This window comes from Fibrobacter sp. UWB13 (genome assembly GCF_900177805.1).
Lineage (GTDB): Bacteria > Fibrobacterota > Fibrobacteria > Fibrobacterales > Fibrobacteraceae > Fibrobacter.
Window position 1 is genome coordinate 1,636,577 of sequence record NZ_FXAX01000001.1, and the last position, 14,588, is coordinate 1,651,164.

Annotated in this window: 11 protein-coding genes; all 11 read right to left on the reverse strand. The window is 52.2% G+C overall.

Annotated features, from left to right (window positions below):
* Positions 1-112: 112 nt before the first annotated feature.
* On the reverse strand, positions 113-3,823 hold the full coding sequence (locus B9Y77_RS06845) for a peptidase A26 (protein WP_085490959.1): 3,711 nt from the start codon (positions 3,821-3,823) through the stop codon (positions 113-115).
* 133 nt (positions 3,824-3,956) lie between these two features.
* Complete coding sequence (gene ispF / locus B9Y77_RS06850) at positions 3,957-4,442, reverse strand: 2-C-methyl-D-erythritol 2,4-cyclodiphosphate synthase (protein WP_073423378.1); 486 nt, start codon at positions 4,440-4,442, stop codon at positions 3,957-3,959.
* 52 nt (positions 4,443-4,494) lie between these two features.
* Positions 4,495-5,070, reverse strand: a complete 576-nt coding sequence (locus B9Y77_RS06855; protein ID WP_139829270.1) for a hypothetical protein — start codon at positions 5,068-5,070, stop codon at positions 4,495-4,497.
* Positions 5,071-5,157: 87 nt separating this feature from the next.
* Positions 5,158-6,642 (reverse strand): NADH-quinone oxidoreductase subunit N, encoded by a 1,485-nt coding sequence (locus B9Y77_RS06860; protein WP_085490961.1) that lies wholly within the window; start codon positions 6,640-6,642, stop codon positions 5,158-5,160.
* Positions 6,632-8,272 carry a complex I subunit 4 family protein gene (locus B9Y77_RS06865; protein WP_085490962.1) on the reverse strand — a complete coding sequence of 547 codons (1,641 nt, stop codon included), beginning with the start codon at positions 8,270-8,272 and terminating at the stop codon, positions 6,632-6,634. The genes B9Y77_RS06860 and B9Y77_RS06865 overlap by 11 nt, the downstream gene beginning before the upstream one ends.
* Complete coding sequence (gene nuoL / locus B9Y77_RS06870; RefSeq protein ID WP_085490963.1) at positions 8,272-10,215, reverse strand: NADH-quinone oxidoreductase subunit L; 1,944 nt, start codon at positions 10,213-10,215, stop codon at positions 8,272-8,274. Before nuoL ends, B9Y77_RS06865 begins: the two co-directional genes overlap by 1 nt.
* A 6-nt stretch (positions 10,216-10,221) precedes the next feature.
* Positions 10,222-10,536 (reverse strand): NADH-quinone oxidoreductase subunit NuoK, encoded by a 315-nt coding sequence (nuoK, locus tag B9Y77_RS06875; protein ID WP_085490964.1) that lies wholly within the window; start codon positions 10,534-10,536, stop codon positions 10,222-10,224.
* Positions 10,536-11,078, reverse strand: a complete 543-nt coding sequence (locus B9Y77_RS06880; protein ID WP_014546782.1) for an NADH-quinone oxidoreductase subunit J family protein — start codon at positions 11,076-11,078, stop codon at positions 10,536-10,538. The genes nuoK and B9Y77_RS06880 overlap by 1 nt, the downstream gene beginning before the upstream one ends.
* Complete coding sequence (locus B9Y77_RS06885; protein WP_015732213.1) at positions 11,078-11,644, reverse strand: NuoI/complex I 23 kDa subunit family protein; 567 nt, start codon at positions 11,642-11,644, stop codon at positions 11,078-11,080. Before B9Y77_RS06885 ends, B9Y77_RS06880 begins: the two co-directional genes overlap by 1 nt.
* Positions 11,644-12,999, reverse strand: coding sequence for a complex I subunit 1/NuoH family protein (locus tag B9Y77_RS06890; RefSeq protein WP_085490965.1), 1,356 nt, complete (start codon positions 12,997-12,999; stop codon positions 11,644-11,646). The genes B9Y77_RS06885 and B9Y77_RS06890 overlap by 1 nt, the downstream gene beginning before the upstream one ends.
* Complete coding sequence (locus B9Y77_RS06895; protein WP_085490966.1) at positions 12,999-14,588, reverse strand: NADH-quinone oxidoreductase subunit G; 1,590 nt, start codon at positions 14,586-14,588, stop codon at positions 12,999-13,001. Before B9Y77_RS06895 ends, B9Y77_RS06890 begins: the two co-directional genes overlap by 1 nt.

Genomic DNA, 14,588 nt, shown 5'->3' on the forward strand with positions numbered 1-14,588 from the left:
AAAAATAGAAATCCCCCTCTGATTCGTCAAAGGGGGGAAGCTTACATTTTTAGTAGGATGCTTCTTGTCATGCCCGCCACCAAACGGGCATCTCCATCTAAGCAATCCAGCACTACCTTACAGTCACAATTCTTGCCAGCGAGCCACTGCGGACGATGTAGCGCCCTGCCCTCGGGACCGCAATATTCACCGACGGACCATGCGCACGGACGGACTTCACCAAGCGTCCCTGCATATCCATCACGAGCACCGGTCGATTTTCAGAAAGCCCCGAAACCGCAATGTCACGGGCAACCACCTGGACATTCAACGGAGCAACCTTCGCCATCACCGGAGTCGGAATCGCCACGGGACCTTCGCCACTACCCGAGCCCGCCTCAGCAAGCACAACCGTTTCCTTATAGCCCACAACATACGGCTCATCCGAATCGCCAAAAGAATCCTTCACCACCGATTCTGCACAAGCCGAGGTCGTATCGTAAGCAAATACCGGCAAGCATCCGTTATCCACCCACGGGTTCGACAAGTATCTCGAGGATTCCTGCGAAATTGACGCAAACTTCATCTTTTCAAAGTTCAGCGCCTTAATCAAAGTGTCACGACGAATTGCATTTTCTGCCACAGCCCCCAAAGCCTGATAATCCGCAAAATTTGCGCCATAGAAAATATCAGACAAGTCGTTAGAGCCCGTCACTTCATAAGCCACATTGGCAACTTTATCCCCCGACAAAACATCCACATACGAATATGCATTCGAAATAATAGAAGTATCCATTGTAGCAATGAACCCGCCCGTTACCGATTTCGGAGACTCGTTCTTAATTTCGCCCCTATTATAAACGGTCTGCAATACAACACCCTTGCTCTTACCGACAATACCGCCAGCATAAGCCTCCTCAGCAGCCACCTTCACCGTTACCGGACCGTAGTTAAACAAATTGGACACTGAAGTTGTCACAGAATATATCTTCTGAGCCGGAACGTAATAGATATACCCGTAAGCACGACCTTCTATACCACCGGCGTAAACCGTCTTTCCAGAAAGTGCATGCACGCGTCCCCAGTTACCGCTATCCGTAACCCTCGTCGAATCATGGCTACCGATAATACCACCCACAGAGAGGATCCCCGCCACAGAAGCTCCTTCCACCAAGCCCGTATTGAACACGCTGCTTACCGTCGCCTTATGCGAGTAACCTGCAATGCCGCCACCCGAAACAGAACTTTCCCCGGAAACAAGAACCATGCCCGAATTGGTATTTTTACCAACATACGCCGGATCGCCATTAGAAACCTTATAGGCATAGCCCACAATACCGCCAGCAACGCGTCCGTAAACGCGACCCGAATTGTTCAAATTTTGTAGCACGCCATAAGATTCGCCAGCAATACCACCAGCAATATTCATAGAAATAACAGTCGTATTCTCGTTCTTGGAATTCATCAGAACGCCATACGACATGCCCTGATTGTAAGCCACGATTCCACCGACAGATTCTCCGCCACGCACAAGGCTTTTGCGGACCGTCACGTTCCTAATGCAACCGCCATTCTTAATTGCAACCGCAGCCGCAGATGTTCCATAATCGTTTTCAAAACGGCTATTCGCAATCGTCAAGTTTTCAACAATCGAATTCGTATCCACGCAGAAGAACATCGCACGCGTCATGTTGAGTCCATAAATCGTGTGATTCTGACCATCAAAATTCATCTTAAAGCAACGACCGCTCGTATCGATAGAGGTCTTGCGCATCGAAAGGTGCACAGAATCCTCCCCCATCACGATATCGTTTGATAACTGGACCTTGAACTTCTTGTAGCCAAAAGACGTACCCGCTTCAAGCAAAGTCGAGAGTTCGTCCGCCGTCGAAATCGTGTAAACGACAGTATCATCTACAACCTTCGATGCTGGGAACGCATATTGTTGTACATCAAAGTAAATCGAATCATTTTTGTACAAGCTATCAAACGAAAGCACCGGATACCCGCCACGGCGCACCCACAATTTGCGGTCCGCAACGGCGCCCGCTTCCGTATTCAAGAGAGCAAGCATCTCATCGCTTTGCAATTCAGAAGTTTTCTTTTCGCTCTCCGGATAATCTATTTCATTGTAGTTTTTGCCCGCCGCCTTAACACCAGCAAGAGTCTTGTCAAAGTAAGTATTACGCGGAGCATCGATATCAAGAGCATAACCAACGACACCGCCCACAGAATCACCCTTAAGACTCGGAGACGCGCTATACGCATTTGCCACATAAGCGGACGGATAGCGGCTGAGTCCCAAGATACCGCCAACATAGCTATCGCCATAAGAAAGCTTGCCATTCGCTAAAAGTTTTCCACGGTTGTAGACATCGCTAACCACGACAGCGTTGCAGTATCCGGCAATACCGCCCACGTTCAAAGCTTCGGATTCACTCGACGTATCGGCAACAACACCCGTCACATCGCCATAGTTAAACGACTGGCGCAATCCCGGTTCCTTCAAGAAAGGTCCTTCCATCGAACCGACGACACCGCCCACATGCGTACGGAACGTTCCACTACCATAGACGTCACCGCGATTTCTGAGTTTAGTCAAGCCATTCGAGTAAACATGCAATTCGGTCCAACCAATAGCACCACCAACATACGTTTCGGTCAACTTGCCAAAGCCATAAGCCGTAACAGAGCCACGATTAAGCGCATTCGTGAGGCTCGCCTTATCGGACTCGCCCACAATACCGCCGACCATGAGTTTGCCCTTTTCAATCCTGTTGTCAAGAACACCAAGCACATTCCCTGCATTCAAGAAATCGCGATTGTCGCTAGACTGATCCACATGCAGCAAGTGCGCCCCCGCAATGCCACCGACAACAGCAATCGAAGACCAAAAAGATTTTGCAGTATCTGATGCAAAGAGCACCTTAGCCGTAACTTTTCCATAGTTCTGGAGATTTTCCATGTTTCCAAGAACAGAGCCCGCAATGCCACCCGCATACGTCTGCATATACGGAGATTCAATTTCAACATCGCCATGGTTGACGCAACTTGCGATAGCCGTACCACGACCCGTTTTAGAGTAACCTGCAATACCGCCAATGTAGACATCGCTATTAGGGTCATTCTCTTTCAGCGAATCATTCGCAAAGTAAACACGAGCTGAATTAGTACTGCCCAAGATTCGCCCTGCAGCAAAACCTGCAATACCGCCCACGTAACCATTGGCACTAACAGAACCGCCAACAACATTGCTATTGAGAATCATGGCATAACGTCCGTCATCTTCAGAAACGCTCGACATGTAGGCCGCAATGCCACCCGCATAATAAAGCGCCCGGACATCCGTATTATAAACATTCACGTTCCAGATGCGGGCATGCAAATGTTCCGCAATCGCAGCTGCAGACACCGCCGAATCACTACCGAACGAGCTATTCGCCACATTAAAATCGTGAACAGAACCCGCACTCGTGCCGACCAAGCCAAACAAAGCATGTTCTGCATTTACGCCATAGACCGTATGCCCACGGCCATCGAAATCGCCTACAAAATATTCTTCTCGATCGCGATTTTTCCATCTTTTATCACTAAGCTTGGATGTATCGGCACCAAAAACAATATCATTTTTCAAATAAGCCTTGATATTCTCTTTGCCTGTATTCGCTGTAGTTACCGAATCCAGGAAGCCAATCAATTCTTCAGGGGATGTGATTTCATAAAATTTTTGACCATTCTCGGTCACAACTTTCGGCACCCTCGCCGAGCCATTCCACGCCGCAAACGAAACTTGAGCCAGAACAGCAACCCCCATGGCTACCGCAGTATAAAACTTTTGGTGCATAAACACTCCTGCCAAATTACCTATAAGCTATAATATACAAAATATATTACGGACAAAAAAAGCCCGACCAGGAATAAAACCTTGTCGGGAATACACTCGTGCCATCCTGAGCGAAGTCAAAGCACCAGTAAAATTACAGACTGCGCACCATCGCAACAGCTTGGCTGGCAATGCCTTCGCCGCGACCCGTAAAGCCGAGTTTTTCCGTCGTCGTCCCCTTGATGCCAATCTGCTTCACATCCAGACCGAGCACGCGAGCGATATTTGCCTTCATTTGTTCCTTGTGCGGGTTCACCTTCGGGCGTTCGCACATCACGATGCTATCGATGTTGATGATTTCGTAGCCCGCCTTCTTGACTTCTTCGCCAACCTTGCGCAAAAGTTCCAGGCTATCAGCGCCCTTGAACGCCGGATCCGTATCCGGGAAGTACGTGCCGATGTCGCCAAGACCCGCAGCCCCGAGCAAAGCATCGCTAATCGCATGCAAAAGCACATCGGCATCGCTGTGGCCGAGCAAGCCCTTTTCGTACGGGATGTCCACGCCGCCGATAATGCACTTACGGCCTTCCACCAGCTTGTGAACGTCAAAACCAATACCAGAACGATAAATCTTATCCATAATAATTCCTTTTTTTGCGCTTGGAAAAATAAAAAAATACAAGCAAAACCATTTAAACCATATTTGAAATTTTCCTAACTATTTCAAAAGCAGTAAAACCAACCATAAACTCGCTAACCCACACTAAAATGCGGATATATAAATCAGATTTTTTTTTCACAAATAGCAATACTATAATTAACCAAAGAGCAATAGATAGTAATGCCGCTCCAAAAAAGCCAAGCATTGGATTGGACGGGAATGCTGTTTGAAAAAATTTTGCAAGCCAAAAATTCAAAAAGACAACATTAGGCAAAACAATAAGGACATACACCAAAATTTTCGGAATTTCCTTAAGCACTAATGTCAATGAAATTCTTTTTTTCGGCATTGCTTCCATTGACTTTTCTTTAAAATCTTCTGTAAGGACTATTGACGGCTTCTCATTCAAAGCATTTTTTATTTCATGAAAAGCCGTTACCGAGGTTTCTTTTAGTTCCTCCAAATTATCATGTAAAGTAAACTGTTCCGCTTTTTCTTCAGCCCTCAAACGTTCCATAACAGCAGCATGATCCGGATTCGGAGCATCGCACCAAAGGCAACGAGGCATATCATCTTCGTACTTTTCACCACATTTCGGACAAATCATATTTAGTTCCTTTTTAAGAACAAAATACAAAAAAAACATCCCGACTTATTCAGCCGGGACGTTTTTCAATTTGGTAATGGTGATTTACTAGCCGATCAATGCAAGTGCCGGGCGAGCGCTAATCACGAGGAGTGCGATAGCGGACACGGCAACAGCAAAGCGGAGCAAGTAAACGTATGCGTAGTTCGACTTGCAGCAGATATGGTCGCCACCACAGCACTTGTCGTCCTTTGCCGGGGCAAAGAGCACGTAGGCAATGCGGAGGTAGTAAACCGCAGCCACCAAGGAGAGGCCAAAGCCAACAGCGGCAAGCCAGCCGAGGTCAGCATTGAAGGCTTCGGTGAACAGCGTGAACTTGGCAAGGAAACCTGCAACCGGCGGAAGGCCAGCGAGAGAAGCAAGGCAAACGGCAACGCCAAGAGCCACAAACGGACGACGGCGACCAGCACCCTGGAGGTCTTCGAGATTTTCCTTGCAATCATCCTTGCCCGACATGTAGGCAATACCCGTCAAGGCGCCTGCAGAGGCAATCGCATAAGTGATGAGGAAGTAGAACATCGGGCCCATCTGGATTTCACCCTTGCCGAGGTAATTCGGGACCAAGAGACCAATCACGATAAAGCCAGCGTTCATCACGGCAGAGAAAGCCAAGATGCGACGCACAGACTTCTGAGCAAGGCCACTAAATGCACCAATCACCATGGAAAGGATTGCGACAACCAAAACCACGTAGAAGAGCGGCTTAGACGGATTTGCGACAGTCACCTTTTCGGCGAGGTTCCACACAGCTTCGGCACCGGAGCGCGTCACGAGAACGCTTACCCAGACCGTACCGAGAGCGGCAAGAGCACCGACCTTCACGACAGCGGCCATAAAGCCCGTCACAGCGACAGAGGCGCCCGTATAGACGTCAGCCACCCAGAAGTGGAGCGGAGCTGCACCAGCCTTGAAGAGGAGGCCAGCAATCACAAAGAGCATACCGACGCTGTAGATTGCCATACGGCCTTCGAGCACGTGACCGCAGAAATGCGTCGAGCCCGTTGCACCGTAAATGAGCGAAACACCGTAGAGGAAGATGGCGCAGAAAACAGCACCCGAAACGAAGTACTTGAACACGCCTTCGTTAGCGTTCACGTCCTTACGGCGGATGCCCACGAGAGCGTAAATCGGGAAGCTCGTGAGTTCCATAGCAATGAACAAGGCAACAAAGTCGATAGCCTGAGTCATGAGCATAGCACCGCTAGTAGCAAGCATCATGAGGCCATAAGCTTCACCGCCCTTGAACTGTTCACGACCAAGAGTCCACTGGAGGCCCGAAATACCGAGGAAACCGCAGAGGAGGATAGCCATGCAGAGCACGCGGCGAACCGGGTCCATCGCGTAAAGGTTCAAGAGAGCTTCGGTCTTTGCGTAGTACAAAGCGGCAACGCTAAGAGCAATGAAGAAAGCAGCCACCCAAGGAAGAACCTTGTGCTTGTTTTCGTCGCGCAAGAACGGTTCAGCAGCGAGAGCCACCATGCCGCCCAAGACCACGAAGATCACCGGCAAGAGATAAACAAGATTACTTAGCATCGGAAGCCTCCTTCACAGATTTTTCAGATTTTGCATCAGCGGAAGCGTCGCCCTTCATCTGAGCGATGATCGAAGCGCGTTCGTCATCCTTGAAGCCTGCTGCGGCAAGCGTCGAATCCAGCTGGTGGATTTCTTCAGCCGTCATCGGAGCTTCGCCGTTATTGAGGGCGGCATTGTTTAGCACCTGAACTGCAGCCGGATCTTCGTTCACATCAGCTTCGTTGAGGGTATCCGTCACGTATGCCGGGTGGAAACCGAACACGAGGAGGAGCAAGAGCATCACACCGATGCTAACGCCTTCGAGCGGCATCGTGCGACGGCCTTCTTCGTATTCACGAGCCTGCTTACCGAAGATGACCTTCTGGATAAAGCGGAGCATGTATGCAGCGGAAAGTATCAAGGTGAAACCTGCCACGAGAGCCGGGAGCGGGCCCATGTCCCACAAAGTGAGGAGCACGGAGAATTCACCGACAAAGCCTGCCGTACCAGGAACAGCGAGAGCCATCACGCCGGCAAAGCCAAAGAGCGTCGAGAACACCGGATTCTTGGAAGAAAGACCGCCAAGCTTATCAAGTTCGCGCGTACCCGCCATGCGTTCTGCAATACCCATGAGGTAGAACTGAGCGCCAGCCGAAATGCCGTGAGCGACGAGCAACACGAGCACAGCCGGAAGCATAGCTTCGGAGAGGCTGAATACGCCAGCCACAGCGAGACCCAAATGGCCCATGGAGCTGAAAGCGAGGAGCTTCTTGCCATCCGTTGCGCGGAGAGCCATGAGAGCGCCGTAAACTGCCGTGAAGAGGCCAAGCCACATCAAGCCAGAGACAGCATTCATCGAAAGCGGGAAAATCGGGAGGATCCAGACGATAAAGCCAAACACGCCGGCCTTACTCATTGCACCCGTGAGGATTGCAGAGAGCGGAGCCGGAGCTTCGGCGTAAGTGATCGCCTGCCAGCCGTGGAACGGGAAAATCGGAGTCTTCACAAGGAATGCCAAGAGGAAGCACACGAGAAGCACGTTCTGGGTTCCTTCCGGGAGGCCCTGGACAGCAACGGCGAGCGAGATGAGCGTCGAGTTATCGGCAATCGTCAAGATGTACCAGAGAGCGACCATCATCGGAGCAGAACCGACCAACGTGTAAATCGCAAACGTCATCGCAGCCTTCATTCTGTCCTTGCCACCGAAACCAGCGATGAGAACCGCAGCCGGAATCACCATGGCTTCGAAGAAGAAGAAGAAGAGCACTGCATCAGCCGCAAGGAAGGTGCCGTTCATGGCGCCCATCAAGGAGAAGATGCCGATAGCGAAGTTGCGATAGCTTCTGCAAGTGATTCCACGAGCAGAAATCAAGGACACGAGAGAAAGGCCACTGGAGAGGAACACCATCCAGGAGGCAAGTCCGTGACTCGTGAGGTAGTAGTAGACAGGTCCCTTGCAGCCAGGAATCTGGAACCATTCAATAGCTTCCGTCGAAACGCTACCGCCTGCAATCAAGGCGACAGACATGGCCGTAAAGCCAATACCCATCAAAATGGCAAGGCGGGAAGAAGACTTGGAGTCTTCCTTGGACGTCATCACCATGAGGATGGCGGCAACGAACGGGGCGAGGACAAGGAGATGTAACAGCATTAGAGAGTACCTCCAGTCAAAATAACAATAGCCAACAACGCCACCAGGCCAAGAATGCTAAGGGCAATCTGGAGGCGAACCTTGCGCACCTGGAACGAGGCGGCACCGTCACCGAGAATCGTTGCGATTGCACCAATCGTCCACTGGGCAGCCGCGAGAATCTTGTCGACAACGACATCGCAGATCCATGCAAGCACGTTAACCGGGATGATACCCACGTACTTGTGGATGGAATCGAACAGGAACGTCCACGTAGCCTTGCCACCTTCAGGAGCGGAGCTACCCTTAGCAGCCGGGATACGGGCATTGGCGTAAATCTTGTAAGCGATGAACATACCGAGAAGTGCAGCCACCGTACCGAGAGCGGCAAAGACCACCGGGTTCACGTGAGTAACCACAGCCGGAGTGTTGTAAGCCTGAGCGGCGCCAACGACCGGAGCGAGCGTTTCGGCAAAGAACTTGATGCCGATGGAATCAGCCCAAAGGTAACCGGCAAACACAGCACCGAAAGCGAGAATCACCATCGGGATGAGCATGACAGCCGGAGCTTCGTGGATGTGTTCTTCACTTTCCTTAGAACCGCGGTAGCTACCGAAGAACGTAAGGATAATGAGGCGACCCATGTAGACAGCGGTAATCACAGCCGTAATGAGACCCACGACGTAAACAGCCTGGCCCATCGTGCCACTCATGAAAATCTTTTCGAGAATCAGGTCCTTGGACCAGAAACCAGAGAAGCCCGGGAAGCCTACAATCGCGAGGAACGCAAAAATCATCACGCAGGCAGTCACCGGAGTCTTCTTCAAAAGACCACCCATCTTGCGCATGTCCTGTTCGCCCGAGAGAGCGTGAATCACGGCACCAGCGCCTAGGAAGAGTGCAGCCTTGAAGAAGGCGTGCGTAAACACGTGGAAGATAGAAGCGTCAAAGGCGCAAACACCAGAAGCCATGAACATGTAACCGAGCTGGCTAATGGTAGAGTAAGCAAGCACCTTCTTGATGTCGTTCTGGAAGAGACCTGCAACTGCAGCCCAGAAAGCAGTGAGCATACCGACCACCACGATAATGTCAAGCACCACCGGGAGGAGGGCAAACATGCTGCCGAGACGGGCGAGCAAGTAGACACCAGAAGTCACCATCGTTGCGGCATGGATCAAGGCAGAAACCGGAGTCGGACCCGCCATAGCATCCGGAAGCCAGGTGAGGAGCGGAATCTGAGCAGACTTACCCGTGCAACCGATGAAGAAGAGGATACCAGCGATAGAGAGAACCGGGATAACCAGGTCAACGTGGTTACCGCTGATGACCATGCTGATGAAGTTCGAAAGCACATCGTAGTTGAGGATAGCAGAGCCACCAATCGTCACGAGGCAGAGCATACCGAGCAAGAAGCCGATATCGCCCACGCGGTTCACGATGAAAGCCTTGTTAGCGGCATGGCAGTTCTTGATATCCTTGTTCCAGAAACCGATGAGGAGGTAGGAGCAGAGGCCCACGCCTTCCCAACCGAGGAACGTGAGGAGCAAGTTGTCCGAGAGCACGAGCACGATCATGCTGAACAAGAAGAGGTTGATGTAGGCGAAGTAACGGGCAAAGCCGCGGTCGCCGTGCATGTAACCGATCGAGTAGAGAGCGATGAGGGAGCCAATACCCGTCACGAACAAGAGCATGATGCGGGAAAGACCATCGAACAGGAATCCGATATCCACGCGGAACATCGGGATGTCGATCCAGTTGCAGAGCGTTTCACGAACGCCGCCTTCCGGCATGTTAAGCGAAAGGAGAGCAACACCTGCAAAGGAGAGAGCCGGGAAGAGGACTGCGAGAGTTCCAACGAAACCTTCAGCAGGGCCCTTCTTGCTGCCCGAAGAAATGACGGCGATAGCACCGAGGATAATGCATCCCAACAACGGGAAGAGAGGTATCAAACCAAGAGAAATCATTGCTTATTACCCCTTCATGTTAGAATACGTGTCGGCGTCAACGCTTTCACGGTTGCGGAAAATGAGAATGACCATAGCAAGGCCGACGCAAGCTTCAGCGGCAGCGACTGCGATGGAGAACAGCGGAACCACCTGGCCCACAATGCTTGCCTCCGCAGGGAGCGTCTTTGCAAAGCCCACGAAAGAGAGGTTCACGGCGTTCAGGGCAAGTTCAACGCCCATCAGCACAAAGAACACATTGCGGCGAGAGACCGCGACCATGAGGCCGATGGCGAAAATGACCAGGGCCAAGATCTGAACATATATAGCTTGGAGTTCCATTAGTGTTTATCCTCCGTTTTTTCGGATTCCACAGAACCAAGGCGCTTCTTGGCGAGAAGCACTGCGGCACCCATGGCAGAAAGCAGAAGCACACCGAGGACTTCGAAAAGCACGAAGTAACCAGGGCCGCTCTGAGCTACATCAAAGAGAGTCTTGGAAGTGATTGCCACAGAACCGCGAACCGTTGCAGCATCAAAGGCGATCGGGGCGCGGACGAGGGCAAAGCCCACGAGACCAGCAAGCACGATGACGGCAGGAATCACAAAGAGCGAAACCTTGTCAAACATCGGCGTGTGGGAGTCACGGGCGCCATTCAAGACCATGATCACGAACGTGAGGAGCATCATGATTGCACCTGCGTAGACCATGATCTGCACGACGCCGAGGAACGGGCTTCCGAGAAGACCGTAGATACCGGCAAGAGACACCATCGAGGCGACCAGCGAGAGGGCGCCATAAAGCGGGTGTCTAGAGAGGAGCACGCAAACGGCACTGCCGACTGCGATTACTGCGAGGACAATGAAATAAATCAATGCAAGCATTATTTGACCTCCATGCCCCAGACCTTGCGGGCCTCGGCATTCTTTGTACCGCCCGGAGCCATCTGGCTCTGTTCGTCATTCGGGTAATCCTTCGGATCCCAGTTGGTGAGATCGTAAAGGTGAGCCACGAAATCTTCGCGGGAACGGTGTTCGAAAATGATTTGCTTCGTATCCATGCGGAGGGCATCGACCGGGCAAGCTTCTGCGCAAAGACCGCAGAACACGCAAGTCAAGTGGTCAATGTCAAAGCGCATCACGCGCTTTTCGATACGCGGGTCATCGCTCTGCGTTGCCTCGATGAAGATGCAGTGGGCAGGGCAAGCCGCAGCGCACATGCCGCAGGCCACGCAGCGAGGCGTACCATCCGGGCGAAGCATCAAGCGGTGCTTGGCACGGTAGGTATTGCGGATTTCGGGCTGACCTTCCGGATAAGAAATCGTCGGAAGTTCTTCATAGCGGAACAAGCCACGAGCCGCATGCTTAAGGGTTGTCCACAGACCGCGAATCGCCTCGAAAATGTAAAGGCGTTCAATGACGGTCATCGGTTTTTGCTTAATAACGCGCATTAGTTACCCCCTAAAAGTTTTGCAATGACCGCAGTCACCACGAGGTTGATGAGGGCGATATTCAAGATAATCTTCCAGCCGAGGTGCATCACGTGGTCATAGCGGAAGCGCGGGAGCGTCCAGCGGACCCAAATCCAGACCCAGCAGAAGATGAGGCTCTTTGCCACAAGAACGAGCAAGTGGATGAGTGCCGTACCGACTGCGGTTGCAAAGCTACCGACAGCGAGACCGTTCACCACGAAGTTTTCAGGATTGTAGAAGAACCAGGCGCAAACACCGAGAGCAATAAATGCAGCGGCAGCGACCCAGGCCACAATCTTGTAAAGCTTGTATTCCTTGAGAATTTCAAAGCGGTTTGTAAGATTCGTTGCCTTGAGCTTTCTGGAATAGCGGTAAATCATGTGGAGGAAAGCGAGAGCGATGAAAGCGAGCACGCCACAGAGAATGGCAAGGGAGCCACCCATGTGTTCCTGCATCGTTTCGGTCGTCACAAACGGAACGGCATAACCGCCAAGGAACAGTGTTGCAATGAGGAAGCTGTTGATGCAGATGTGCGAGTATTCGCCCATGTAGAAGAGACCGAACTGCATAGCACCATATTCCGTATGGTAACCGGCAACGAGTTCAGGTTCACCTTCAGCGACGTCGAACGGAGCACGGCCCGTTTCAGCAATGCTTGCAATGAGGAAGCAGAAGAATGCGACCGGCTGGGCAACGATGCCCCACACGTGATTTTCCTGCCACTGCACAATGTCCGTGAGGTTGAAAGAACCGGCGAGGAGCAAAATGCCCATGAGCGAAAGTCCGAGGCAGACTTCGTAGCTGATGGTCATGGAGCTCGTACGGAGAGCGCCCAAGAAACTGTACTTGGACTTGGAAGCCCAACCAGCGAGCATGGCACCGTAAGCCGAGATCGAGGAGAAACCGAAGAGCAAGAGCACGCCCACATCGGAATCGATGATGGAACCTGCAATGCGAACCGTTTCGCCACCCCAGTCAAAGATCATCGGTCCAAACCACGGGATCACGCACGGAGAGAGGAACACGATAGCGAACGGGATTGCCGGAGCTACATAGTAAAGGAGCTTGTTCACGCCAGCCGGTGCAAACATTTCCTTGAAGAAGAGCTTCGTACCGTCGCACATGTTCTGCACGTAACCGAGCAAGCGGATCTTGCCGAAGTACGGGATCTTGATGTAGGAGCGGTTCGGGCCCTGACGGTCTTGCATGAAGCCCGCGCCACGACGTTCCATCGGGATTAAAAGGAGGATGTAAAGGACAGGTACGAAGCAGAAAGCGAACTTCGCAATCGTAATTGCCCATTCAATCCAGGTTTTGGATTCAATAATATCCATTATGCGTTACCTCCCAGGAGCTTTCCTGTGCTCTTGATGGCATCATAGGTAATGTCGGCGAAAGCCGGCACGTATTCACGAGCCTTCTTGAAAGCTTCGCAAGCCGAATTGAACTTGTTGCCAGCCAAAGCGGAAATCACTTCGTAAGCCGGGGCAAGCTTTTCATCCGGGCAAGTCGGAGCAGCAGAGAGCTTCTGCAAGATGTTGAGGCTGTTGACCATCGTACCCTGGACTTCGCTCCAGTGGCGGATACCGAAAGCGACCTTCGCCTTCTTGGCAGTAGCGTCATCGAAAGCGGAAAGGGCGATGCGGTTCGAAATCTTATCGAGAGCCTTAGCTGCAGCAGCGTCTTCGCCGTAGAGGTCAGCGTTCACCGTGATGAGGTTGCTGAATTCTCCTGCGCGCTTGAGGAGTTCTGCAACATCTGCAAAACCCATGAGCAGCATGCCTGCGCGGTTTGCCACCGGGTCACCGCTCTTGGCGATACCGTCCGGAGCGTTAACCTTGAGGAGGGAACCACCGAAGAGTTCAGCGCGGTCACCGAGAGCTTCCTTGAGCATCTTGAGAGCGGCGAGGTCTTCGTTCGTGCAAGCGCCACCAGCAACGAGGGCGACCTTACCGCCAACCAGCTGGAGTGCAGAAGCGTCGATTGCCGGCAAACGGTTCTTGTCGAACTGCTGGAACGCAAGACGGCTCGTGTTAGAGAGCCAGCTGCGGTTCACTTCCGGGTTGCAACGCGGCATCACGCGGTAGATGCGGCCATCGGCGTGGTCAAGCCAGATGTTTGCACCGAGGGAATCGTCCATCGAAATCGTCGGCGTGTGGGCAAGGAGCCAAACGCGCTTCTGGAAGCGGAAGTACTTTGCCGTCATGGCGCCCGTCGGGCATACATCCGTAACGCAGAGGTCGTATTCATGGTCGAGCTTTTCGCCCGGGAAGGTAGTAATGTAAGTATGGTCGGCACGGCCAGCAAGCTGGAGCTGTTCGTCCTTCGCGATGCTACGCATAAAGCGTACGCAACGGTCGCACTGCACGCAACGTTCTTCGTCGAGCAAAATGCGCGGACCGATGTCCACATGCTTACCGCCACGGAGCTGCCCCTTCGCATCAATGAACTGATGTTCCGGATTGCCGTGGTAATTCTTGCCGTATTCCGGACGGAGGCGGCCTTCGTTCTGGCCTGCTTCCATGTAGTTTTCCTGCAAGGTGCATTCACCGGCCTTGTCGCAAATCGGGCAATCGAGCGGGTGGTTCACCAGCATGAATTCCTGTGTGGCCTTGCGGGCGTTTTTCACGCGGGCGCTGGATGCCGGTGTATAAATCTTCATACCCGGAGTCACAGGAGTATAGCACGAAATCACGAGCATGCGACCGCGCGGGCCTTCCTGCTCTACCAGGCACTGACGGCAGTTACCCGACACCGGCAAATACGGATGATAACATACGTGAGGAGTTTCAATCCCGACAGCCTTCAGGGCTTCGAGGAGGTTGGTATCGCCAGGAACCATCACGGCCTTGTCATCCACGAAGATTTCCACCTTCGGGCTTGCTTCGGTCGGGAGTTTCGGCATATTGTAGTAGTTACTCAT

Bases quoted from the DNA above. Each gene is read 5' to 3' on its own strand.
- B9Y77_RS06845 (WP_085490959.1), bottom strand. From the start codon at position 3,823: ATGCACCAAAAGTTTTATACTGCGGTAGCCATGGGGGTTGCTGTTCTG.
- ispF (WP_073423378.1), bottom strand. From the start codon at position 4,442: ATGGATAAGATTTATCGTTCTGGTATTGGTTTTGACGTTCACAAGCTG.
- B9Y77_RS06855 (WP_139829270.1), bottom strand. From the start codon at position 5,070: ATGATTTGTCCGAAATGTGGTGAAAAGTACGAAGATGATATGCCTCGT.
- B9Y77_RS06860 (WP_085490961.1), bottom strand. From the start codon at position 6,642: ATGCTAAGTAATCTTGTTTATCTCTTGCCGGTGATCTTCGTGGTCTTG.
- B9Y77_RS06865 (WP_085490962.1), bottom strand. From the start codon at position 8,272: ATGCTGTTACATCTCCTTGTCCTCGCCCCGTTCGTTGCCGCCATCCTC.
- nuoL (WP_085490963.1), bottom strand. From the start codon at position 10,215: ATGATTTCTCTTGGTTTGATACCTCTCTTCCCGTTGTTGGGATGCATT.
- nuoK (WP_085490964.1), bottom strand. From the start codon at position 10,536: ATGGAACTCCAAGCTATATATGTTCAGATCTTGGCCCTGGTCATTTTC.
- B9Y77_RS06880 (WP_014546782.1), bottom strand. From the start codon at position 11,078: ATGCTTGCATTGATTTATTTCATTGTCCTCGCAGTAATCGCAGTCGGC.
- B9Y77_RS06885 (WP_015732213.1), bottom strand. From the start codon at position 11,644: ATGCGCGTTATTAAGCAAAAACCGATGACCGTCATTGAACGCCTTTAC.
- B9Y77_RS06890 (WP_085490965.1), bottom strand. From the start codon at position 12,999: ATGGATATTATTGAATCCAAAACCTGGATTGAATGGGCAATTACGATT.
- B9Y77_RS06895 (WP_085490966.1), bottom strand. From the start codon at position 14,588: ATGAGTAACTACTACAATATGCCGAAACTCCCGACCGAAGCAAGCCCG.